This is a genomic window from Amycolatopsis sp. lyj-84 (assembly GCF_046549075.1).
Classification (GTDB): domain Bacteria; phylum Actinomycetota; class Actinomycetes; order Mycobacteriales; family Pseudonocardiaceae; genus Amycolatopsis.
In genome coordinates this window covers 333,969-355,196 of sequence record NZ_JAJPWO010000010.1, presented here as the reverse complement: position 1 = coordinate 355,196, position 21,228 = coordinate 333,969, and the positions used below count along the sequence as shown (strand labels likewise).

At 67.6% G+C, this 21,228-nt stretch carries 20 protein-coding genes; 12 read left to right on the top strand and 8 right to left on the bottom strand.

Features of this window, described 5'->3' with window-relative positions; translation table 11 throughout:
* Positions 1 to 48 precede the first annotated feature (48 nt).
* Complete coding sequence (locus tag ACLJRM_RS29495) at positions 49 to 804, bottom strand: NBR1-Ig-like domain-containing protein (RefSeq protein WP_233223860.1); 756 nt, start codon at positions 802 to 804, stop codon at positions 49 to 51.
* Between the two features lie 254 nt (positions 805 to 1,058).
* Here ACLJRM_RS29495 and ACLJRM_RS29490 point away from each other — a divergent pair, with 254 nt between their 5' ends.
* A complete protein-coding gene (locus tag ACLJRM_RS29490) occupies positions 1,059 to 1,877 on the top strand; it encodes a peptidoglycan-binding domain-containing protein (RefSeq protein ID WP_101612816.1) in 819 nt (272 codons plus the stop codon).
* A gap of 52 nt (positions 1,878 to 1,929) precedes the next feature.
* Here ACLJRM_RS29490 and ACLJRM_RS29485 read toward each other — a convergent pair whose 3' ends face one another.
* From ACLJRM_RS29485 to ACLJRM_RS29475, 3 genes are all read right to left on the bottom strand, one after another.
* Complete coding sequence (locus ACLJRM_RS29485; RefSeq protein ID WP_410664903.1) at positions 1,930 to 3,486, bottom strand: PQQ-binding-like beta-propeller repeat protein; 1,557 nt, start codon at positions 3,484 to 3,486, stop codon at positions 1,930 to 1,932.
* Between the two features lie 79 nt (positions 3,487 to 3,565).
* Positions 3,566 to 3,715 (bottom strand): hypothetical protein, encoded by a 150-nt coding sequence (locus ACLJRM_RS29480; RefSeq protein WP_233223862.1) that lies wholly within the window; start codon positions 3,713 to 3,715, stop codon positions 3,566 to 3,568.
* 110 nt (positions 3,716 to 3,825) lie between these two features.
* Complete coding sequence (locus ACLJRM_RS29475) at positions 3,826 to 4,443, bottom strand: TetR/AcrR family transcriptional regulator (protein ID WP_101612819.1); 618 nt, start codon at positions 4,441 to 4,443, stop codon at positions 3,826 to 3,828.
* A gap of 67 nt (positions 4,444 to 4,510) precedes the next feature.
* On the opposite strand from ACLJRM_RS29475, the gene ACLJRM_RS29470 reads away from it, so the two are divergent.
* From ACLJRM_RS29470 to ACLJRM_RS29460, 3 genes are all read left to right on the top strand, one after another.
* On the top strand, positions 4,511 to 5,152 hold the full coding sequence (locus ACLJRM_RS29470) for an MSMEG_1061 family FMN-dependent PPOX-type flavoprotein (RefSeq protein WP_410664902.1): 642 nt from the start codon (positions 4,511 to 4,513) through the stop codon (positions 5,150 to 5,152).
* 13 nt (positions 5,153 to 5,165) lie between these two features.
* The gene (locus ACLJRM_RS29465) at positions 5,166 to 6,071 is read left to right on the top strand and encodes a PDR/VanB family oxidoreductase (RefSeq protein WP_410664901.1); all 906 of its coding nucleotides are present in this window, start codon (positions 5,166 to 5,168) and stop codon (positions 6,069 to 6,071) included.
* 131 nt (positions 6,072 to 6,202) lie between these two features.
* Positions 6,203 to 6,499: a DUF1540 domain-containing protein gene (locus ACLJRM_RS29460; RefSeq protein ID WP_101612821.1), complete on the top strand. Its 297-nt coding sequence runs from the start codon at positions 6,203 to 6,205 to the stop codon at positions 6,497 to 6,499.
* A gap of 307 nt (positions 6,500 to 6,806) precedes the next feature.
* Here the strand turns inward: ACLJRM_RS29460 and ACLJRM_RS29455 are convergent, their stop codons facing one another.
* The 3 genes from ACLJRM_RS29455 to ACLJRM_RS29445 form a co-directional block, all read right to left on the bottom strand.
* Positions 6,807 to 7,499 carry an FG-GAP repeat domain-containing protein gene (locus tag ACLJRM_RS29455; protein ID WP_101613799.1) on the bottom strand — a complete coding sequence of 231 codons (693 nt, stop codon included), beginning with the start codon at positions 7,497 to 7,499 and terminating at the stop codon, positions 6,807 to 6,809.
* Positions 7,500 to 7,668: 169 nt separating this feature from the next.
* On the bottom strand, positions 7,669 to 9,855 hold the full coding sequence (locus ACLJRM_RS29450; RefSeq protein ID WP_410664900.1) for an RICIN domain-containing protein: 2,187 nt from the start codon (positions 9,853 to 9,855) through the stop codon (positions 7,669 to 7,671).
* Between the two features lie 157 nt (positions 9,856 to 10,012).
* Positions 10,013 to 10,897 (bottom strand): helix-turn-helix domain-containing protein, encoded by an 885-nt coding sequence (locus ACLJRM_RS29445; RefSeq protein ID WP_410664899.1) that lies wholly within the window; start codon positions 10,895 to 10,897, stop codon positions 10,013 to 10,015.
* Positions 10,898 to 11,151: 254 nt separating this feature from the next.
* Here ACLJRM_RS29445 and ACLJRM_RS29440 point away from each other — a divergent pair, with 254 nt between their 5' ends.
* Positions 11,152 to 12,504: a hypothetical protein gene (locus ACLJRM_RS29440; protein WP_410664898.1), complete on the top strand. Its 1,353-nt coding sequence runs from the start codon at positions 11,152 to 11,154 to the stop codon at positions 12,502 to 12,504.
* 136 nt (positions 12,505 to 12,640) lie between these two features.
* Entirely contained in the window at positions 12,641 to 13,096 is a 456-nt protein-coding gene (locus ACLJRM_RS29435; RefSeq protein WP_101612825.1) for a hypothetical protein, read from the top strand.
* On the opposite strand, the gene ACLJRM_RS29430 is transcribed toward ACLJRM_RS29435, so the two are convergent.
* Positions 13,017 to 13,676, bottom strand: a complete 660-nt coding sequence (locus ACLJRM_RS29430; RefSeq protein WP_410664897.1) for a TetR/AcrR family transcriptional regulator — start codon at positions 13,674 to 13,676, stop codon at positions 13,017 to 13,019. The genes ACLJRM_RS29435 and ACLJRM_RS29430 overlap by 80 nt on opposite strands.
* Positions 13,677 to 13,753: 77 nt before the next feature.
* On the opposite strand from ACLJRM_RS29430, the gene ACLJRM_RS29425 reads away from it, so the two are divergent.
* The 6 genes from ACLJRM_RS29425 (at position 13,754) to ACLJRM_RS29400 (ending at position 21,186) form a co-directional block, all read left to right on the top strand.
* Positions 13,754 to 14,464, top strand: a complete 711-nt coding sequence (locus ACLJRM_RS29425) for an alpha/beta fold hydrolase (protein ID WP_410664896.1) — start codon at positions 13,754 to 13,756, stop codon at positions 14,462 to 14,464.
* A 384-nt stretch (positions 14,465 to 14,848) separates the two neighbouring features.
* Positions 14,849 to 15,880, top strand: a complete 1,032-nt coding sequence (gene vanH / locus ACLJRM_RS29420) for a VanH-AOV family D-lactate dehydrogenase (RefSeq protein WP_101613801.1) — start codon at positions 14,849 to 14,851, stop codon at positions 15,878 to 15,880.
* A 1-nt stretch (position 15,881) separates the two neighbouring features.
* Positions 15,882 to 16,925: a D-alanine--(R)-lactate ligase VanA-Ao2 gene (gene vanA-Ao2 / locus ACLJRM_RS29415; RefSeq protein ID WP_410664895.1), complete on the top strand. Its 1,044-nt coding sequence runs from the start codon at positions 15,882 to 15,884 to the stop codon at positions 16,923 to 16,925.
* Positions 16,922 to 17,530 (top strand): D-Ala-D-Ala dipeptidase VanX, encoded by a 609-nt coding sequence (gene vanX / locus ACLJRM_RS29410; protein ID WP_101612828.1) that lies wholly within the window; start codon positions 16,922 to 16,924, stop codon positions 17,528 to 17,530. Before vanA-Ao2 ends, vanX begins: the two co-directional genes overlap by 4 nt.
* 1,790 nt (positions 17,531 to 19,320) lie before the next feature.
* A complete protein-coding gene (locus tag ACLJRM_RS29405) occupies positions 19,321 to 20,118 on the top strand; it encodes a helix-turn-helix domain-containing protein (protein ID WP_335645061.1) in 798 nt (265 codons plus the stop codon).
* Positions 20,119 to 20,322: 204 nt separating this feature from the next.
* Positions 20,323 to 21,186, top strand: a complete 864-nt coding sequence (locus ACLJRM_RS29400; RefSeq protein ID WP_410664894.1) for a prephenate dehydrogenase — start codon at positions 20,323 to 20,325, stop codon at positions 21,184 to 21,186.
* The last annotated feature ends 42 nt before the right edge of the window (positions 21,187 to 21,228 follow it).

Here is a 21,228-nt window from a genome sequence, read left to right as displayed (position 1 = left end):
GGCTAGCGCACTTTCCCGGTCGAACGAGGTGTTTTCGGCGGTCGGCGCTCAAGCGCGGACGAGGACGGAGAAGTAGATCGGCTTGTTGGCGGGGAACAGTTCCCGGTCCTGTTCGTCGACCATCTTCCAGAAGATCTTGCAGTCGACCGGGGCGGTCGCCGGAGTGCTCACGGTGACCGTCACCTGCACGTGCCCCTGCGGCGCGGTGTCGTTGACCGGGATCCGCTCCGGGGTGCGGCAGGTGCCCGGCGCGACCGGGAGGTCGGTGCGGCGCAGGTACCGCTTCCGCCATTCGACCGTGCCGGTGTTCTTGATCTCCCAGACCTTCACGAACTGCGTGCCCGGCTTGACCGCGGTGTCGTCGGGGATCGTCACGTCGGTGATGAAGCCGGCCGAGTCACCGGGATGGGGTGGCCGCGAGTCCTGCTCACCCGGCAGCAGGATGACGACGACGGCGGCGATCGCGGCGACGAGGACGAGGGCCAGCGGCGCCAGGACGCGTTTGGACCGCCATCTCGGCGCGGCGGGCGCGGGGGCCGGTTCGCGGCCGGTGGACAACACGAGCTGGACACCTTGCCAGCGGGCGTGCCATTCCTCTTCGTCACCGTCGCAGGCGCGGACGAACTCGCGGACGGTCTCCCACGGCTGCAGCCGCCTGCCGGTGACGGTGAGGTGCAGGGTCGCGTGGGACACGGCGCCCGACTTCGCGGCCATCTTCCGGAACGACGGCTCGCCTGCCCGCGTCCGCAGCTTCCGCAGCTCGGCCATGAACGCTTCCAGCTCCGGTGTCCGTTCTCCCGGCACGCTCCCCCTCGCGATCGTGTCAGACGTGACAATAATTTTCGTCACTCTGCGCGGCCGGGTAACTATATCGCGAACTCCGCCCCGATCGCCGCGCCGACCAGCGGGATCAGCCGGGCCGTCACCCTGTCAAACGCTGTCAACCTGCGGTTTTTGACGTCAGACGATCCGTACAGGTGGTTCCGGACGACCCCTCCGGCAGGCCAGTGTCGAACACGAGCTGTTCACAGGGAGCAGCACCGAGTGAAGGAGCAGTCATGCGCAAGGTGGCAACCGCCGCGATGTTCACCGCTCTGGCCGGAGCCGCGTTCGGGATGACGGCGGGACAGGCCGCGGTGGCGGCGCCGTCGGTCAACATGGAGGCCGTCGTCAAGGCGGCCATGTGGGATCCCTACAAGGCCGACCAGGCGATCACGCCGGGTTCCGGTCCGAGCGTCAAGGTCGTCGAGGAGGCGCTGGCGGCGAAGAACCTGCTCGACAAGAAGCAGGTCGACGGGCACTTCGGCACTTCGACGGTGAAGGCGTACGCGAAGTACCAGAAGTCGCTGGGGCACAGTGGCCTGGCCGCCAGTGGTCTGCCCGGCAAGGGCTCGCTGGCCGAACTGGGCAAGGGCCGCTACACGGTGACCGCGCCGTTCGGTGTCGGGGCGAAGACCAGCTTGGACGGCAAGACGGTGAACAAGCGCACCGCCGACATGATCGCGGCCGCGGAGAAGAAGGCCGGGGTCAAATTCACCGTCACCCAGGGCTCGTACAACGCCGGCGGTGTCGGCGCCTCGGGCGGGACGCACGACGGCGGTGGCGCGGTCGACATTTCGGTGAACAACATCTCCAACAAGACCGCCGCCGTGAAGGCGCTGCGTGAGGTCGGGTTCGCCGCGTGGCACCGCACCCCGAGCCAGGGCAACTGGGCGGAGCACATCCACGGCATCGCGATCAGCGACACGGACATGTCGCCGCAGGCGCAGGCGCAGGCCGGCGACTACTTCAAGGGCCTCAACGGCCTGGCGAGCCACGCCAAGGACGACGGCCCCCAGGTGAAGAAGGTGACCTGGGAAGAGTTCAAGCGCGGATGACCTCGCGGTCGGTTCGAGCACGTGAAGGCCCCCTTCCTCGCGAAGGGGGCCTTCACCCCGTCGCGGGGAAGCCGAGCACCGGGGCGTCACCGCCGCGCGCCGCGACGAGGGCGCCGGGTGCCGGGACGAGCGCGTGTCGTGCCCTGCTCGACAGCAGGCCGATGGTCGTGTCGTCGGGGGACGGCCAGTCGACGGGGAGGCTCGACGCCGTCGAACCGTCGAGTTCCTGGCGGTGCACCACCAGCTTGCCGCCGGGGTCGGCGCACAGGCGCAGGTACGCCGTCGGGGTGGTGGCGTGCGCCCGCCGGTCCGGGCAGGCGGCGAGATCGACGGCCACCCCGCCGTCCAGCGTGGCCGCGGTGATCTTCCCGTTCTCGTCGCGTTCCGAGACGGCCACCGGGCCGAGCGTGACCCGCTTCGGCGCCCTGGGGTCCATTGTGGACACGATGGTGCCGGTGGCGGTGTCGAGCACGACGTCGGTGTTGTCGCCGGTGGCCAGGCCGGAGTACCGCAGGGCCAGGGAAACGGTGCCGCCACCGGGGGCGGCGTGCAGGTAGTAGTCGGCCTTCTCGTCGGACGGCCGCGTCACCGGCAGCCGGTGCTCCCAGCGCGGTGTGCCGGTCCGTTCGTCCAGACCGAGCACGCTGAGCCGGTCTTGGCACAGCAGCGGCGCCAGCACCACGTCACGGCCGCTCGCGGGCAACGCGAACGGCGAGACGCAGCCCGCGGGCGCCTGCCACGACCACCGGGTGTTCCCGCCGCGCAGGTCGAGCGCGTCGACACGGAAGTTGCCGTCCCCCAGATGCGCGAGTGACGGCAGCACGGCGGAGGTCGGTGCGAGCAGGTCCGCGCCGTGCACGTCCTCGATCAGCTTCTCCTGGAGCGGAACGCCCGTGAACGCGTCGAGAACGGTCAGGTGGTGGCGGTCCGTGCCGCCGTCGGAAGGGGCGTAGACGGCCAGCAGCAGAAGCCTGTCCGGCGTGGGGACGAGCGCTCGGACGTGGGCACCGGGACGGGCGTAGGTCCAGCGCACCGCGCCGGTCGGCCCGTCGAGCGCGGTGACCTCGCCGCCCGAGCCGGCGACCGCGACCCCGGCGCCCGCCGCGACCACGTCCAGCACCTTGGCGGGCGACGTCCACTTCCACGGTGACGTCGCCACCTTGTCGGCGAGCGCGGGTGCCGCGACGGTCGTCGCCGTCGTGGACCGCACCGCCAGTGCGGGGACGACCGTCACCGCGGTCACCGTTCCCGCCGCGAGCACCACCGCCAGCGGGATCGCGAGCCACCACCGGGCAGGCCGGGGGAGTGCGGCCGCCACCAGCGAGACGACGGCGGCGACCACGAGCACCGCCGTCGAACTTCCCGGTGTGCCGCTGCCGAGATCGGTGCTCAGGCAGTAGATCGCCCAGCCCGTGGCGCCCGCGGCGCAAATCAGCGCGGAGATCTTCGTCCCGCGGGACTTTCCGAATGCCAGCAACGCCGCCAGTACCAGCGCCGCCGCGACCAGTGTCACTTCGAGATCCGGCCGGTCCGGGCGGACCGCGTCACCGGAAAGGAAGACCGCCAGCACCGCGCAGCCCGCGGCGAGCGCCGCGACCACCGCCCCCATGTCTTTCGCCCCTCAGCCGCCTGCCCCTACCGGTGCATCGTCACCCGGCCGGATCCGGTGCGGGACCGTGGAAATGACGTCATGACCCGGCGTTCGTGCGACGCCGGGTGCGCACGACGCCGATCCACAGCAGAACGGAGACGACGGCACTCGGCACCGCCGTCAGATAGACCGGCCAGGCACGGAACCCCGACACCCACAGCATCGCGGCCAAGCCGACGGTGATCAACGTCCAAGCCAGCGCGAGAGTGTCACCTCTCCGTTTCCAACGTGCGATGTGTCCGCGTACCGGGGTCATGCTGGTGGGTACCCGCTTTTCGCCTGGTCAACCCCCGAAAATCAGGTGCGGAGGTAACCGGTGATCATCGCCACGAGTTCGTTCTCGAGCCGGGTGGTGTCGATGGAGCCGGGCGCGGCGACGAGCTGATGCACGGTCAGTTCCACAGTGGACGCGACGAGCCTCGCCGCCGTGTCCTTGTCCCGCACGCGGACTTCGGGGTGGCCGTCGAACAGTTCGCGCAGGTCACCGATCATCTCCCATTCCAGCCCGGTGACCCGCTCCAGCACTTCGCTGGAGCGGGGTGCCTGCTCGATCATGATCCGCAGCAGTTGCGGATCGTCGAGATGGTTGTCGATCACCGTGCGCACGAACTCCCTGATGATGGTCTCGAGTGGCTCCTTTGCTTCCTTGTGCCGTCGGAGCGTCGCGCTGGCCTGGTCTCCGTCGAGGTGACGGGTCAGCAACTCGGCCAGGATCGCGTCCTTGTTCGGGTAGTACTGGTACAGCGAGCCGATCGAGATCCGCGCCCGTTCGGCGATCCGGTTCGTCGTCCCCGCGGCGTAGCCGAACTCGGCGAAAATGTGAGCAGCGGCGGTGAGGATGCGCTGCCTGGTCAGCTCGGCCCGGACCTGGCGCGGCTGTTTACGTGGCTTGATCCGTCGTTGCTCCGACGTCATGGCACTCCCCGTGAAGCGGCCTGAAAGCGAGTAGCGAACAGACTGAACAATTGCTCATAATTGTGCCATGACCAGCAGTGATCTCGTGAACGAGACGCGTCCGCGCCGGATCTCCTACGAGGAGGTGCGTGCCAGGCTCGGGGAACCCGAGGCCATGATCAAGGCCAAGGTCCACAACCGCGTCGACCGGCACGGCCACCGGTTCATCGCCCATTCCCCGCTCGTCGCGATGGCCACCGCGGACGCGACGGGCCTGCCCGACTGTTCGCCTCGCGGCGACTACCCGGGCTTCGTCAAGGTGCTCGACGAGCACACCCTGGCGATCCCCGACCGGCCGGGCAACAAGCTCGCCGACTCCTTCCGCAATCTCGCCGAGAACGACGGGATCGGCTTGATGTTCGTGATCCCCGGCATGCGGGAAGTGTTCCGGGTCAACGGGCGCGGGTATCCCACCGACGAACCGGACGTGCTCGCCCGGATGCGGACCGAGGGCAAACCGGCGGAACTGGCGATCATCGTGGAGGTCGAAGAGGCCTTCTTCCACTGCGGACGCGCGCTGGTCCGATCCCGGATCTGGGATCCCGCGAGCCAGGCGCTCGCCGAAGAACTGCCGGGCGCCGGCGCGATCGCCGTCGAGCAGATGGGGCTCGACCTCGATCCGGCGGTACTGGAGAACATGCTCGAAGCCAGCTACCGGCAGTTGTACTGAGGTGATCTCGTTGATGCAGCGGACGATTCTCGATCACGTGGAGCCGGTCGCCGAAGGCACCGTCTCCCTGGTCCTGCGCGGTGCCGAGGGCCCGCTGGCCCCCTGGGAACCGGGGGCGCACGTCGATCTGGCGTTGCCGAACTGGCTGACCAGGCAGTACTCGCTGTGCGGGGACCCGGCCGATCGGGGCCGCTACCGGGTCGCCGTCCGGTACGACCGGCTCAGCCGGGGCGGTTCGGAGTACATCCACCTGTTCCTGCGCGCGGGCCGTCCCCTTGAGGTTTCGGTGCCGCGCAACAACTTCCCCCTGCTGTCCGCGCCGGAATACCTGTTCGTCGCCGGTGGTATCGGCATCACGCCCCTGATGCCGATGCTGGCCGCGGCGGTCGAGGCGGGCGCCGCGGCCACGCTGGTGTACGTCGGCAGGTCGATGGCCACCATGCCGTTCGCTGACGACCTCCGGGCCGCCTACGGAGACCGGGTGCGCGTCCACGCCACCGACGAGCACGGCAGGCCCGATTTCGCCGCACTGGCGGCCGGACTCGGCCCGCGAGCGCTGGTTTACTGCTGTGGCCCCGCGTCCATGCTCGACGCGGCCGAGGCGGCGTTTCCCGCGCGAGGACTGCACCTCGAACGCTTCCAGCCGGTGGTCAAGGAGTTCGCGCCGAACGAGCCGTTCGAAGTGCGCTGTGTCCGATCAGGACGGACGGTGCCGGTCGCGGCGGAAGAGTCCCTGCTGGACGCGTTGAACCATGCGGGTTATCCGATACCTTCCGGTTGCCGTGAAGGGGTTTGCGGCAGTTGCGAGATCTCCGTTGTCGGTGGTGAGCCGGAGCATCGCGACGACATCGGGGCGGCGCCGGGGCGGATGTTCTGTTGCGTCTCGCGCGCTTCGTCCCGGCTCGACCTCGACCTCTGACCTTGGAAACACCCCGGGCGGCCCGGTAGCTTCCCCGGGTGGTCATTCCCGTCTCGAATTGCCGGTGGCACGAGGCGGTGTAACCCTGGTCATACCGAACGACACCACCACCACGAAGCACAGGAGTCGTTATGACCACCACCGAAATGCCCGCTGTCCACGAATGCACGGTCAGCGGATGTTCTTACAACCACGACGGTTGTCACGCTTTCGCCATCACGGTGGGCGGAGGCAATGGGTCCGCCGATTGCGGAACGTTCGTCCCGCTCAACACCAAGGGCGGACTCGATCGGGTGACCGCACAGGTCGGTGCCTGCTCCCGGTCCGATTGCCGTCACAATTCCTCGCTGGAATGCACCGCTTCGAGTGTTCGCGTCGGACCCGGTCAGGGCGACCACGCCGCGAACTGCCTGACCTACGCGCCGTAGCTCGCGTACTCGTGAGTGGTCATCGTCGAGGCGGGGGTCCCGTTCTCAGAGCTTGATCAACGGAGGATCGGGGACACTCAACGTCCCCGATCCTCCGTTGATCAAGACCGTGCCACCCCCGCAACCTCGCGAACGGCAGCCGAGCGGGGAGGATTTGGGACGTTGAACGTCTCAAATCCTCCCCACTCGCCCACATCGGCATCCAGAACAAGCGCTACAAGCCACCGAGATGACATCAGGAGCCAGTGGGTAAGCAAATACAGGTCCACCAGAACCGTCCTTACCACTCACGAGCATCTGACCTAGGTCAGCTGCCGGTCTGGCCGCAGGTGGCGGCGTCGGTGCCGAGGATCGGGTCGGTCACCGGGCGCTTGCTGATGGTCTGGGTGTTCTGGGTGGTCAGCGCGCCGTCGCGCAGGGTGTAGGTGGTGCGGGTGCCGCTGTAGGTGAGCGGTTCGGCGCTGACGTCGTCGGCTTCGGCCGCGACGACCTCGAAGGTGCGGCCACCACCGGTCAGCGGGGTGCACTGGTAGCCGAGGTGGGCGGCGACGCCACCGCCTTCGGCGACCGACAGCGGCTTGCTGTCGTTGTCGACGACCTGGCTGAGGTTGCGGCCGTCGTAGTGCAGCGCGGTGAAGAACGTGGTGTTCGCCCCGACGGACTGGGTGACGATGAGCTCGGCGCGGCCGTCGCCGTTGAGGTCGGTGACGCGCGGCGCCTCGAGCGGTACGGAGCCGTCCGCGGGCAGGTGGATCGAGGTGAACGCCCCGTTCACGGTGGCGGAGATGACCTGGTCGGTGGCGCTGGTCAGCTGCGCGGTGACGGTCTCGATCTCGCCGTCGCCGTCCAGATCGGCCACGGTGGTGACCGGGTCGTTGGCCGGGGCGGCGGCCAGCGGGTTGCCGAGCGGGTGCGCCAGCGCCGGGGCGATGGCGGCGAGGCCCAGGGCCGCGGCGATGCCGGTGATGGTGGCGGTGCGGATGATGCCGGTGTGGTTCATGATCTCTCCCTCCACGCGATCGGTGATCTTTTCACCGAAAGTGTTCTCATAAGGGGAGACGGTCACGGGGTCGGGAAGTGCAGTGAGAGTGTGATGTGCCACACAAGCGCAACCCGCCGCGAAACGCCGTGTGGCCCACCCCGGGAAGGGGCGGGCCACAGGACATGGCCTAGCTGATCGCCCACAGTTGGAGCGCGGAGCCGGTGTCGGCCCGTTGGGTGACGGCCGCACCGTCCGAAGTGGACGCCGTGGTCAGCAGCAGACCCGACCGGACGCTGCTGAGCTTGTAGCTCCCACCAGGCTGTTTCGCCGCGGTCCAGCGCTGGTTGGGGCCGCCGGTGCACGTCCATTGGATGACGCGCGCGCCCGCGGTGGCGGCTCCGCCTTCGACGTCGGCGCACAGTTTCGAATGCGTGTTCGTCAGCGTGTAGGAACCGTCGGACTGCCTGGTGAACAACCATTTCTGGTTGGCGCCGTTGTTCGGCGCCCAGGTGACCAGGGGCGTCCCGGTGGCCGTGGACGAGTCCGGGTCGTCGAGATTCTTTCCTGACGCGGCCAGGGTGCGGACCCCGTCGAGCGTGCTGGTGCCCGCGCCGGCGTCGGTGAACTTCAGCGTCTGCTCGGCCGCGGTCCGGCCACCGCCGACGGCGCTTCCGGTGGTGTCGGTCCAGGACCGGAGCGGAGTGGTCTCCGCCAGGCGGGACGTCTTACCGGAAAGGCCGAGCACGAGCCCGCTGTAGCGGTTCACCAGCCGGAAGGTCCCGGCGGTCGAGGTGGACGGGATGACGAACCACTGCTGTCCGACCGTCGAGGAGGAGGTGACGGTGGGTTTCGCGCCCCAGGCCCGGCCCGCCTGCACGGCGTCGACGCCGAGGAACTGGCCGGTCGCGGCGTTGACGACGCGGTACGAGCCGTCGCCGTCGGCGGAGAACTGCCACGCCTCGCGGTCGGAGCCGGTCGTGCCCGCGACCGACGTCGTCGCGCTTCCGGTTCCCTGCGCGAGAACGCGGCCGTCACCGAGGCCGACGCGGTACTTGCGGGAAGTGTCCACAGGGGACGGTGCGGGAGCGGAGGACGTGATGGTCTGGGTGGTGTACTCGCCGCCCGCGTTGCCGGAACACGCCACCGCGCAGTACGACCGGAACTGCTTGCCGATGATGGTGGAGTTCGTCTTGTTCGCCGCGTCGACGAACCAGCGGTACCAGGACTGGTTGGTGTAGCTCCCGGTGTCGCCGATCAGCCGCCATTTCTGCGTCGTCAGATCGTCGGTCACGTAGTACCGCTGCGGGACGACGCTGTCGACGGCCTCCGGCGCGCCGATGTAGAGCCCGAGGTGTGCGTTGTAGGCGATGTTCATGATGAACAGATCCGATTTGCGCGGCAGCTGTCCCGCGGCGATCTGCTGGCTGACGTTGCCGGTGTTGGCCGGGTCGTAGTCGTCCGCGACGGGCGTGTAGCCCTTGTCGCCCGCCGAAGAGACGGGAACCATGTTGCTTTCGCGGCCGCCGACGCCGGGCTGGGTCCAGCCGCCGTCGAACCACTTCTGCCACGAACCGGACGACATCTTGCCCGAGATCGGCGCGCGGGCGACGTGCGCCAGTCCGGTCATCGGGCCGCCGGCGCCCGCCTTCGGCACGATGCGCGAGCCGTAGTAGACATAGAAGTACCCGGACGCGGTGTCGACGAACAGGCGCGGATCGCCGTCGCCGTAATCGAACGTCTGGTGGGGGAAGGCCGACGTGTCACCGCGTTTGGTGCTGTAGGGCGAGGTGATCGCGTGGTCCTTGATGGCCCAGGTCTTGCCCTGGTCCTTCGACACGGCCCAGTCGATCGCGTCGTAGTGGGAGAACGAGTACGCGCCGAACGGCTCGGGGGTGAACTCGTTGTGGATCAGGCCGTACCAGTCACCGGTGTCCGGATCGACCCAGGTGCCGACGAGGTCGCAGAAGTTGCGCTGCGAGTAACCCGACCCGGCGGGCGGGTCGGTGGATTCCTTGCCGGTGGGGCTGTTGTTGCAGCGCCAGGTCGTGTCGTCGTTGCGGTCGGCGGGGTTCGCCGGATTCACCGCGTCGCTGATCGGGTTCTTGGTGAAGCTGTCGAAATCGCGCCCGCTGAAGAACTCCCACTCGCGCGGCTGGTCCGCGCCGTAGAGCGCGGCCGCCTGCTGGAAGTAGAACGTGCCGTCCTTGTCGACATAGGTACTCGCCGGGGTGTCGGTGGTCGGGCTGAACGACTTCTTGGCGTCGACCGTGATGGTGTACGTCGCGTCCGGCGGCGCGGCGTCGGACGACACCGGTACCACCATGGTCGCCGCCACGGCCAAGGCCGTGGCGCCGAGAAGAGGCAGGGTCCGCATGACTCTCTCCCAAGGGTGACCCGCACCACAGTTGGCGGGGCGGTCGCCGATGTTATGAACGTTATTGCGCGTAAGTCAACGCTTTCACTCAACTTCAAGCGTCGGTCATGCACATATTGCGCGGAAAGTCCAAGCGGTGCCGAGCGGAAGTCCAAGGTCAGTCGTCCGGCACCAGCGGCGGGTCGTCGGGGGAGGGGATCTGCGAACTCCAGCCACCGGGGACGGCCTGGACGCGTGACTCGCGGAACCGCCCGGGGGAGACACCGACCCGGCGGGTGAAGAGGCGGGTGAAGTAGGCGGCGTCCTCGTAGCCGATCGCCTGCGCCACTCCTTGAATCGGCAACCGTGTGGTGGCCAGGAGTTCCTTCGCGCGGTTGAGGCGGAGCGTCAGCAAGTGATCCTTCAGCCCCGACTCGGTGCTCCGGCGCACGGCCGCGCGCAGTTCGGGCAGTGTCATGCCGCGGCGGGCCGCGATCTCGGCGACGCTGATCGGCAACAGGGCGTCGCGCGCAAGCGCCTCCAGCAGGGAGCCGCCGCTGGGCGTGCGGTCGGCGCGGGCCCGCCGCAGTGCCACCAGCAGGTGGTGTACGGCCGCCGAGGCGTCGACCTGGGCCAGCGGGCTGCCACCTCGCGCGCAGCGCACGATCCGGCTCACGACGTCGCGGACGACCTCGACATCGCCCAGTGGCACCACCGGCGCCTCGGGGGTGACGTAGCCGAGTTCCACGTACGCGTCCACGGCGCTGCCGTCGAAGTCGACGAAACACTCTTCCCAGCCTTGCGCGGGATCGGGCGCGTAATGGTGCCCGACCCCGGGAACGAGCCACAGCAGAGCGGGCGCGACGACCTCCTGCCGTTCGCCGCCCGCCACGGCGAACCAGCCGCGGCCCTTGGACACCACGACGGCCACGTAGTGGTCGAGCACGCGCGGTCCCACGGCGGGCAGGACGCCGTGCTGCAGTCCGACGCCGAGGCACACCAGGCCCAGCCGTCGGTGCACGGCGGACGGTGTGAAGTACCGCATCCAGGTCCGGTAACCCATCCCCGCATCTTCGCGCACCGTGCGAACGCGAACACGGTGAGGGATTGAAGTGAGAGACGGACGGCTCGGATAAGCGAAACATTTTCGAGCGCGCGGGTGATCCGAAAAAGGGGATTTCGCTCGCGGGGGCCACTGATCACGGCGAAATCCATCGCCGCGCTCCGGCGCCTGCGGGACCTCGGGAATTTCAGGTATACGTGGAAGGGACAGCGCCGCCGGGGAGGACGGCATGGCGCGTCAGGCAAGGGGGATTCATGTTCGACGCACGTATTGTCGCCGATCAAGTCAGTCCGGCGGCCAAGCCGAAGATCAGGGTTCTGTTCTACACGGATCTCATCGGTTTCAGCGGTAACGGCGGCTTCTCGCTGGGCATTCTTCGTGATCTGATCTTGGCGAACCAGCCGTTCTTCGCGCAGTTCCAGATCGATCTGATCAATCGGCACGAAGGCGGCCACGCCGCCAAAAAACTCACTTCCGCGGTACTCGGCGGATATGAGCAGGTGTGGTTCTTCGGTCTGCTGCAGAGCAATATGCCGGGAGAACCGGAGAACGAGCTCGTGGACGCGGAGGTCGCGGCGCTGCGCACCTGGATGGACGCCGGCGGTGGCGTGCTGATCACCGGTGACCACTCCAACCCGCGTCCGCCGGGAGCGGATCCGTCGCTGCCCGACTACCTGAACCTGGGGCGGGCGCTGGGGCACCGGGTCCCGCGGGCGGGTGAGCTGCGGGTGTGGAACGACCGGCCGGATTCGAGCATCGAGTTCAGCCACAACACCCACCAGCCCGACCCTTGGGGCAGTGACATCAACAACCCGATTCCGAACGACCTCGACCCGTACCCGCAGGAGCTGATCCTGCGGAAGCGGCTCGGCAGGCCGCATCCGTTGTTCCAGGGCAGGCGCGGTCCGATCACCATCTTCCCGGACCACATGCACGAGGGGCAGTTGCTCATTCCCGAGCGGTTGCCGGTGGAGGTGTGGCCGACGGGTCGCGGTGGGCAGCCGAAACCCGAGATCGTCGCGCACGGCACCGACAAGCGCAACGGCCAGGTCTACGGAGTGTCCAGTGTGTACGACGGCGCGGCGGCAGGCGTCGGGCGGATCGTCGCGGACGCCACGTGGCACCACTATTTCGACCTCAACCTGTGGGGTTTCGAAAAGGACGGTGAGGTGCTCGACAAGCTCACCGAGTTCTACGTGAACCTCACGCTGTGGCTGACGCCGAAGCCGGTCAAGCTGGAGGTGAACGCCGAGCTGCTGTACTGGCTTTCGCGGAGCTTGAGCGTTCGCGCGGTGTTGCCGGAGGGCTTCCGGGTGCCGGGGATCACCGCGGCGGGCCTGGTCCGCGAGGTCGCCGGACAGGGTGTGCTGGACGACCTCGTCTGGCCGCTGGAAGGTACGCCGTCGGTGCCGGAGGAATTGTTGCTGGGCGCCGTGGTCAAGGAGTCCGTCGCCGCATTGGGCGATGGGGACTTCGAAGCGTTCGACACCGCCGGTGTCGTCGAACGGGGTCTGCGGGCGGGGGCCGAAGAGTACGCCGCTGAGCTGCGAACAGCGCTCGGCGACGTCGAAGGCCTGAGCGAATTGATTTCGCAGGGCATTCGCTGACCTGAGTGGGGGCTCGTGAGTGGTAAGGACGGTTCTAGCCGTCCTTACCACTCACGAGACGTCGTTCACTCGATACGGTCAAAGCGGCGTCGTACCGCGGCCGGTGGGTATTCCTCTGGAAACGGAGGAGGCAACGATGCCCGACAATGAACTCCCGGGTTTCCTGATCATCGGCCTGATCTTCGTCGTCGCGGACGGCCAGATCCTTTACCGCGGGGCTCGCCGTTCTTTGAGCGGGCCGGACGGCGGCGGATCGGTGGCCTGGATGGTGGTGACCGTTTTCCACCTGGTCGCGTTCGGGATGCTGGCGCTGCTCGCGGTCGTGGCCCCGGAATGGTCCGGATCGACCTCCGCGTTCATCGGCAGGCTGGGTGTCTTTCTGTTGCTCATGGCCGTGGCCCACGTGCTCACCCTGTCGGTGCTCGCCGGCAGGCGCCGGGATCGCGCCGTCGAAACCCGCTATCGCAAGACCACCGAGCCGGTGGCGGCCGACGCCGCCGCGCAACCGACGGTCACGCCGGTGCCGGGGCAGGAGGGCCGTTCTCCGCGGGTGAGCCCGGATCTCGGGGATCGCGGTCCGTATCGAGCCTGAGCGCGAACCGGAGCTGGCGCGCCCACCAGCGCACCTGGGGGGCCGGATCGTCCGACGCGGCGCCCGCCAGCCCGGCGCTGCGCCGGAAGGCGCTCCCGTAGAGGGATTCCGTCGCCATCGCCTGGTGCAGGGCGGCGACGGCGAGCCGGGTGTCGTCCAGTGAACTGCCAGGTGGGCGAAGCCGGTGGAGCGCGTCGACGACCGGGTCGAGCATTCCGCTGCCCGGATCCCGCCATCCGGCCGTGTGCAGCGCCACCGCGAGTTCGCCGTAGCCGTGCCGGTACAGGTCATGGAGCGCCTCGACGAGGTCGAGCAGGTCGGCGTCGTGGTCCAGCCATCCTTCGAGGAGATCCTGAAGCGCGTCCCTGAGGCGCCTGCCGCCGTGCCGCAGCAGTTCGGCGAGCAGCTTCTCCCGGTTGCCGAAGTGATGGGCGACCCCGGCGTCGGTCATGCCGACCCTCGCGGCCACCGCGCGCATCTGGACGGCGGCCAACCCGGACTCGGCGAGCAAGGAAGCCGCGGCGTCGAGGATCAGCCGCCGGGCCTCCTCCGGAGTCCTTCGTGCTCGGGGTGTCGTCACGGTCGGGAGCGTACCTTGATGCACCAAGGTAAGTGCGCTACCTTGGCAGATCAAGGTAATCGGGGTGGGAGAAGGCGATGACCGAAATCAGTCTCGACCTGGGGGAAGTCACCTTGCAGGGCACGGTGACCGGCACCGGCCCGACGGTTCTGCTGCTCCACGCGGGCGGGGAGCGACGCGAGGTTTGGGAGCCGGTCGCGGCGACACTGGCCCGACGCGGACTTCGGGCGGTGGCCTTCGACCTGCGCGGTCACGGGGGAAGCTCCGGTAGGGCCACCACGCTCCGGACCCTCGCCGACGACGTGGTCGCGATGATCGGAAGCCAGCCGGGGCCGATCGTCCTCGTGGGCGCCTCGATCGGCGGGCTGGCCGCCATCGCCGCCCTCGCGGACCCCGCCGTCGCGGACCGCGCGGCCGGACTCGTGCTGGTCGACGTCGTGCCCGATGTGCCACCGGCCCGGGCGCGCTCGTGGCTCGACTTCCACGGGTTCGGCGGCCGCTACACGCGTCTCGTGGACGACGTCCTCGGGTCGGGTGCGGCCCTGTTCGCGACGGCGGGGGCCCTGGACCTGCCGATCCTCGTGGTGCACGGCGGGCAGGGGTCCCCGCTCGACGACTCCGACGTGCGGCGTCTGCGCGCCGCCAACCGCCGGGTCACCGTCGCCCGGGTTCCGGCCGCCGGTCATCTCGTGGCTCGCGACGCTCCGGACGAGCTCGCGAGCCTCGTGTCGGCCCATGTCCTCGCGTGGCGAAGTCCGGACAACCGACCGAGTGAATACGCAGAGTGAATGCGACCCAGGGGAATTCTTCGCTCCGGCAAAGCCGCTTTCCCGGGAATTGCCGAATCGCGCGTTTCGGGCATCTAACGGTGCTAAGGTCTGCTGCACTGGTCAGGCGGGGGCGGGCGGTGCTCGGGGCTGAGGTCTTGATCACTTTCCGGCCCGGATCTGTGGTACCCGTCACTGGCCGGTTTCGGTCCGGCGGCCGGGCGGGCAAGATCAGCCCTCAGGTGGCCGCGGAGCAGGTGGGGAGCGCGGACGGGCCCTTCGAGCAGGGGCTCACCACGGACGATCGACACGGCGTGCACACGGCGCTACCAAGCGGTAACATATTGTCGGCGCCTCGAAAACCCCATCTGAGTCGGCAATACCGTGCTGCCTACAATGTCCGGCATGACCTACAGCGAACCAGCGCGATCAGCTGCCCCCCGCACCGGATCGCTGGCGTCCGCGTCCTCCTCGGCCGTCTTGGCGAGGGGAATCACGATTTATGGATGTGGACAGGACGAGGCCGCTCTCTTTCGGGAGATGGCGCCTCGTTTCGGTGTAACGCCGACCATCGTCGAGGCGCCGGTATCCGAGGACAATCTCGAACTGGCGATCGGTAATCGTTGCATCAGTGTCGGTCATAAGACCCCGATCTCGAATTCCCTTCTTCTCGCGCTCGGCAATGCCGGAGTGGAGTACATTTCCACCAGGAGCATCGGTTTCAACCACATCGACGTGGAATACGCCGCGAGCATCGGGATCTCCGTCGGCAACGTCGCCTACTCGCCGGACAGTGTGGCCGACTTCACGCTGATGCTGATGCTGATGGCGGTGCGCGACGCCAAATCCATCATCCGCCGCACCGAGGTGCACGACTACCGGCTGAACGAGGTGCGCGGGAAAGAGCTGCGCGACCTGACCATCGGGGTGGTCGGGACGGGGCGCATCGGGGTCGCGGTCCTGGACAGGCTGCGCGGCTTCGGCTGCCGGGTGCTGGCCTACGACACGCTGCGCACCGCCGACGCCGATTACGTTTCTCTCGATGAATTGCTGCAGCAGAGCGACATCGTGACCCTTCATGTACCGCTCAACACGGATACGCGCCATCTGCTCGACGCCCGGAACATCGAGCAGATGAAGGACGGCGCGTACGTCATCAACACCGGACGTGGTCCGCTCATCGAAAACGAGGCCCTCATCGCGGCCCTGGAAAGCGGAAAACTGGGCGGCGCGGCACTGGACGTCGTCGAAGGGGAAGAGGGCATCTTCTACGCCGACTGCCGGAACAAGGCCATCGACGGCAAACCGCTCCTGCGGTTGCAGGAACTGCCGAACGTGCTCATCAGTCCGCATACCGCCTACTACACCGACCACGCTCTGAGTGACACCGTTGAAAATTCCATCATCAATTGCCTCAAATTCGAAAGCGGGAAGTAGCATGGATAGGTTGAAAATCGGAATTCTGTTCGGCGGGCTTTCCGAAGAACATCCTATCTCCATCAAGTCTGCGCAAGAGGTCGCGAAGAGCCTCGATCTCGAAAAGTACGAGCCGTTCTACATCGGGATCACGCTGAGTGGTTCCTGGATGCTGTGCGACGGCCCCTCGCCCGACTGGGAGCAGACCGGCAACTGCCGTCCGGCCGTCCTGTCGCCGGACCGCGGCGTGCACGGGCTGCTGGTCCTGGACGAGGGCAAGTACGACACGATCGCCCTGGACCTGGTGCTGCCCGTCCTGCACGGCAAGTTCGGTGAAGACGGCGCGATGCAGGGCCTGCTGGAGATCTCCGGCATCCCCTACATCGGCTGCGACCTCCCGAGCTCCGCCATGTGCATCGACAAGGCGCTCACCTACTCCGTCGTCCGCGGCGCGGGCATCGCGACGCCGAACTTCTGGATCGTCACGTCGGACAACGACATCGACGCCGACCAGCTGAACTACCCCGTTTTCGTGAAGCCGTCCCGCTCGGGTTCGTCCTTCGGCGTCAGCAAGGTCTCCTCGAAGGAAGAGCTGCCCGCCGCCCTGGCGGAGGCGCGTCAGTACGACGGCAAGATCCTGATCGAAGAAGCCGTCGTCGGCAGCGAGATCGGCTGCTCCGTCCTCGGCAGCGGCGAGGACCTGATCACGGGCGAAGTGGACCGGGTCGCGCTGACCCACGGGTTCTTCAAGATCCACCAGGAAGAGAGCCCCGAGACCGGTTCCGAGAACTCGAGCTTCATCGTTCCCGCGGACATCCCGGAGGCGTCGAGCACGCTCGTCAAGGAGACCGCGAAGGTCATCTACCGCGCCCTGGGCTGCAGTGGGCTCGCGCGGGTCGACCTGTTCCTCAAGGAAGACGGAAGCGTCGTCCTCAACGAGGTCAACACCCTCCCGGGCCTGACCTCGTACAGCCGGTACCCGCGGATGATGGCGGCCGCCGGCATCTCGCTCGGTGAAGTGATCGACAGGCTGGCGACGCTGACCCTGGCGGGGCGCAACGGATGAAAGACGATTTCGTCTTCGTAGACGAGGTTGTGTCCGGAGTCCGCTGGGACGCCAAGTACGCCACGTGGGACAACTTCACCGGCAAGCCGGTGGACGGGTACCTGGTGAACCGCGTCGTCGGCACGCGCGCCTTCTGCGCGGCGCTGGAGAAGGCGCGGGACAAGGCCGAGTCCCTCGGCTTCGGTCTGCTCCTTTGGGACGTATACCGCCCGCAGCGCGCCGTGGACGCCTTCATGCGCTGGGCGGAACAGCCCGAGGACGGCCGGAAGAAGCTCAGGCACTACCCGAACATCGACCGGCCCCAGATGTTCGAACAGGGCTACGTGGCCACCAAGTCGGGCCACAGCCGGGGCAGCACGGTGGACCTGACGCTGTTCCACCTGGCGACCGGCGAGCTCGCCGACATGGGTGGTGACCACGACGTGATGGACGTCGTGTCGCACCACGGCGCGGCGGGGATCGCGCCGGAGCAGGAGAAGAACCGTGAAGCCCTCCGTTCCGTCATGGAGGACAGCGGCTTCGGCTTCTACGAGTGCGAGTGGTGGCACTACAGCTTGAAGGACGAGCCGTATCCGGACACCTACTTCGATTTTCCGATCGAGTAGTCGAGCCGGCAGGCGATGAAGATGCCGCGGGTGCCCCAGGGCGCCCGCGGCATCTTCGTGTCCGGGCACGTGGGGTTGGACGGCACGGTGAGGGGTCGGCCGGGTGGGTCGTGAGTGGCGTTTCGGGTTCTAACCCGAAACGCCACTCACGACCACCTGGACCCACTCGGTACCGGCGCCCTGGTCACCTTGAAGTACGTGAAGGACCCCTTCCTTGCGCTAGACGCAGTGAAGGGGGCCTTCACGTACTTCGGGAGGGGGCCGAAGGCGTCCTTCGCTGCGTCGGACGCGGCGAAGGGCCCCATCGCCTCACCGCATACCCACGCCAAGTTGGACAGCTCGCGGAGGCGTCGGCAAAAGCCTCGTGAGTGGTAAAGGCGGTTAGAACCGTCTTTACCACTCACGAGGACCGCGACGGCGAAGGTAATGTCCTAACGTCGGATGACTGGGTCGCCAAGGCGGCGACGGCCGGGTAATTCCGTGTCGGCCATTTCCGGGAATTGTGTTCCCGTCCGGCGGGATCATCTTCCTTGTACCCGAATGGCCGTTTGACGCACTCTGGGTGGCTCTTTCAAGCACAGGTTCGGTCATCCGGTTGAACAAGCCGCTTTCATGGTGCCCTTTCCCGGCGCGACCGAGCTTGGCGGTCAGTGCGCACGGAAACCTCCTCTAGATCGGCCGGTGGGTGGCTCGCGCCCACCATGGCACCGCCCGCTTTGTTTTCGGGGCCCCGCATGTACGCCGGTGTCGCGCCCGCGCGACACGTTCGGCCCATCGCGCGGGAAAGGGTGGTCGACGGTTGACCAACTAATGAGATGTCGGCTCGGCCGTTCGTGTGAACAAGTGTCGGGGAGCGGAACAGGTCAAGAGTGCGCGGTGATCATCCGAGTAGAAGTCCGAGCCATACGAATGGTCTAACCGGGCCTGCGAACAGCCTAGCCAGGGACGCCTGGGCAAGCGTGTACTTGGGCGCTGTACTTATGTTCCGCGGGCGAGTCAATAGTGGATGCGAAGTTTCGGATATTGATCTTGAGAGCCTACTTCGCTACGAAAATCACACTGTTCGTCAATTGCCGACATGGATTGTTCATGCCATGCTGCGTTAGTGCGGACCGACTGGGGCTGACATGGTGCGCGCTCACTGGGGACTGAGGGGGGTGCGACGGTGACTCGCGACCACGAGGCATTCATGGATTTCACCCGGTGAACCCCTGATCTGTGCCGGTATGGAGAACATAGGATCGGACCTGTCCGAGACTTCGCGCTGTAGCGGGTGTCGGTCTCGTCGGGCTGACCGGGTGTCGGCTTGGCCGGACTGAAACCGATGAGCGGTTGTCTGCGGAGATCATCGTCGGGGCGATGGGAGGAAGCCCTGCAGCTTCGGTAGTTCGTCGGAAAGCGCATCACCGGTCATCTGGGAGACCGTGGAGGCGGCTCGCGCACATGCGGGTCTGCCCGGTGGTGCCCGAGGGATCCTCACCGTCGAGGACACCCCGCCCCGCGGCCGAGGCCGGCGCTGGACGGGTTCATGGTGTCCAACCACCGAAGCCGAACACTTGGACGGTGGGGTTCCGTGCCGTATCGCAAAAGTCGAGATAAACAAAAGATTCAATGGGGGCTAGGTGGATCCGACGAGAGTTGACCTATTCGCTCTCCCTGTCGTCGAAATCGAGCTGTCCCGGCTGTCTTCGGCATGTTCGCCACGAACCTCGGGCGAGGATCCGGAGCACGTCGAGACGCTGTTGTCGGCGGAGTGGGAGCTACCGCCCATTCTCGTTCACCGACCGACGATGCAGGTGGTCGATGGCCTGCACCGGTTGAAGGCGGCACGAGTCCGAGGCGACACGAAGATCATGGCGAGGTTCATCGACGGCGCCGAGTCCGACGCCTTCGTCCTTGCCGTGGAAGCGAATATCCGGCATGGCCTGCCGCTTTCCCTCGCGGATCGCAAGCGGGCGGCCGTCCAGATCATCGGGACGCATCCACAGTGGTCGGATCGGCGGGTGGCCTCGGCGACCGGGATCTCGGCCGGCACGGTCGCGGATCTGCGCAAACGTGGTGGAGAAGGCGGGAACGGGGCCAGGATCGGCCGGGACGGGCGGATCCGTCCGGTCGACAGTTCGGAGAGGCGGCGGCTCGCCGCGGACCTCATCCGCAACGATCCCGGCCTTTCGCTCCGGCAGGTCGCCAAGCAGGTCGGCATCTCCCCGGAGACGGTCCGGGACGTGCGGGGCAGGCTGGAGCGTGGCGAGAGCCCGACCCCGGACGGCACGAGGAGATTGCGGGCCAAGCCGGATCCGTTGAGCCTGACGGAATCCGACCTCGGCCACACGCTGGACCGGGAGCGTCTCACCGTGCTGGAGCGGCTCAAGGCCGATCCCGCGCTGCGGTTGAGCGAGGTCGGCCGGATCCTGCTGCGCATGCTCGCCATGCACTCCATGGACGGGCAGGAGTGGGAAAGGATCCTGCACGGTGTCCCGCCGCATCTGTACGGCGTGGTCGCCGGGTTCGCCAGGGATCACGCCCGGGTCTGGGCGGGTTTCGCGGATCATTTGGAGAGCCGGGCGACGGACCTGGCCGCACGATGATCGCGGACGACATCGTGTAGGCCTGGCAGTCGTGGCGAAGGGGGCTTTTTCCGCTGTATGCGGGGAAAGTCCCCTTCATCTCATCAGGAGGACTGTCCAAAAGCTTACTCGTCCCCGAGGGTTGGACAGTCCGTCCGGCGGCGAACCTCGCGGTGCCCAGCCCTGCGGCTCGACATCGCGAGGGGAGCCGCCTAAGAAGTAGCGGTGACCATCGAGAAGGCGCTTGTCGTCGGCACCGGACTGATCGGTACTTCAGCCGCGTTGGCCCTTCAGGAGAAGGGCGTGACGGTCCACCTCTCCGACGTCGACGCGCACGCCGTACGACTCGCGTGTGAGCTCGGCGCCGGCCGGGAATGGACCGGCGAGGAAGTGGATCTGGCGTTGATCGCCGTACCGCCGCACCTCGTGGGGGAGCGGCTGGCGGAACTGCAGAAGCAGGGGGCCGCGCGGACCTACACCGACGTGGCCAGCGTCAAGGTCGATCCGATCGCCGACGCGGAGCGGCTCGGCTGCGATCCGACCTCTTACGTACCGGGGCATCCCCTCGCCGGCCGGGAACGGTCCGGCCCGGCGGCGGCCCGCGCGGATCTGTTCCTTGGCCGACCCTGGGCACTCTGTCCCGACACCAGGACGGACGCGGCCGCCTTGCGGCTGACGCGCGAACTGGTGTCGCTGTGCGGGGCGAAGGCGGTCACCGTCGGCGCGCGCGAGCACGACGCGGCGGTGGCGCTGGTTTCGCACGCGCCGCATGTGGCGGCTTCGGCGGTGGCGGCGAGCCTGCAGAGCTGCGACGACGTCGCGCTGAGCCTCGCGGGACAAGGCCTGCGTGACGTGACCCGGATCGCGGCCGGGAACCCCTTGCTGTGGCAGAAGATCCTTTCCGGGAACGCGCTGCCGGTGGCGGACGTGCTCGACCGGATCGCGGCCGATCTCGCCTCGGCGGCCTCGGCGCTGAGGTCCGGTGACACCGATGGCGTGACAGACCTGCTGCGGCGCGGTGTGGACGGCCACGGCCGGATCCCTGGCAAAAACAGTGGTCCGGCGCCACCGGTGCCCGCGGCGCCCTAAGCTCGGCCGAAAGACTGTCGCTTGTGGACGGTGCGCGTCGTC

Excerpts from the sequence above, each read along its gene's own strand:
- ACLJRM_RS29460 (WP_101612821.1), top strand. The coding sequence starts at position 6,203 with ATGACCACCACCGAAATGCCCGCTGTCCACGAATGCACGGTCAGCGGA.
- ACLJRM_RS29465 (WP_410664901.1), top strand. The coding sequence starts at position 5,166 with ATGCAGCGGACGATTCTCGATCACGTGGAGCCGGTCGCCGAAGGCACC.
- vanA-Ao2 (WP_410664895.1), top strand. The coding sequence starts at position 15,882 with ATGGATAGGTTGAAAATCGGAATTCTGTTCGGCGGGCTTTCCGAAGAA.
- ACLJRM_RS29485 (WP_410664903.1), bottom strand. The coding sequence starts at position 3,486 with ATGGGGGCGGTGGTCGCGGCGCTCGCCGCGGGCTGCGCGGTGCTGGCG.
- ACLJRM_RS29405 (WP_335645061.1), top strand. The coding sequence starts at position 19,321 with ATGCAGGTGGTCGATGGCCTGCACCGGTTGAAGGCGGCACGAGTCCGA.
- ACLJRM_RS29455 (WP_101613799.1), bottom strand. The coding sequence starts at position 7,499 with ATGAACCACACCGGCATCATCCGCACCGCCACCATCACCGGCATCGCC.
- ACLJRM_RS29435 (WP_101612825.1), top strand. The coding sequence starts at position 12,641 with ATGCCCGACAATGAACTCCCGGGTTTCCTGATCATCGGCCTGATCTTC.
- ACLJRM_RS29440 (WP_410664898.1), top strand. The coding sequence starts at position 11,152 with ATGTTCGACGCACGTATTGTCGCCGATCAAGTCAGTCCGGCGGCCAAG.
- ACLJRM_RS29450 (WP_410664900.1), bottom strand. The coding sequence starts at position 9,855 with ATGCGGACCCTGCCTCTTCTCGGCGCCACGGCCTTGGCCGTGGCGGCG.
- ACLJRM_RS29475 (WP_101612819.1), bottom strand. The coding sequence starts at position 4,443 with ATGACGTCGGAGCAACGACGGATCAAGCCACGTAAACAGCCGCGCCAG.
- ACLJRM_RS29425 (WP_410664896.1), top strand. The coding sequence starts at position 13,754 with ATGACCGAAATCAGTCTCGACCTGGGGGAAGTCACCTTGCAGGGCACG.
- vanH (WP_101613801.1), top strand. The coding sequence starts at position 14,849 with ATGACCTACAGCGAACCAGCGCGATCAGCTGCCCCCCGCACCGGATCG.
- ACLJRM_RS29490 (WP_101612816.1), top strand. The coding sequence starts at position 1,059 with ATGCGCAAGGTGGCAACCGCCGCGATGTTCACCGCTCTGGCCGGAGCC.
- vanX (WP_101612828.1), top strand. The coding sequence starts at position 16,922 with ATGAAAGACGATTTCGTCTTCGTAGACGAGGTTGTGTCCGGAGTCCGC.
- ACLJRM_RS29445 (WP_410664899.1), bottom strand. The coding sequence starts at position 10,897 with ATGGGTTACCGGACCTGGATGCGGTACTTCACACCGTCCGCCGTGCAC.
- ACLJRM_RS29470 (WP_410664902.1), top strand. The coding sequence starts at position 4,511 with ATGACCAGCAGTGATCTCGTGAACGAGACGCGTCCGCGCCGGATCTCC.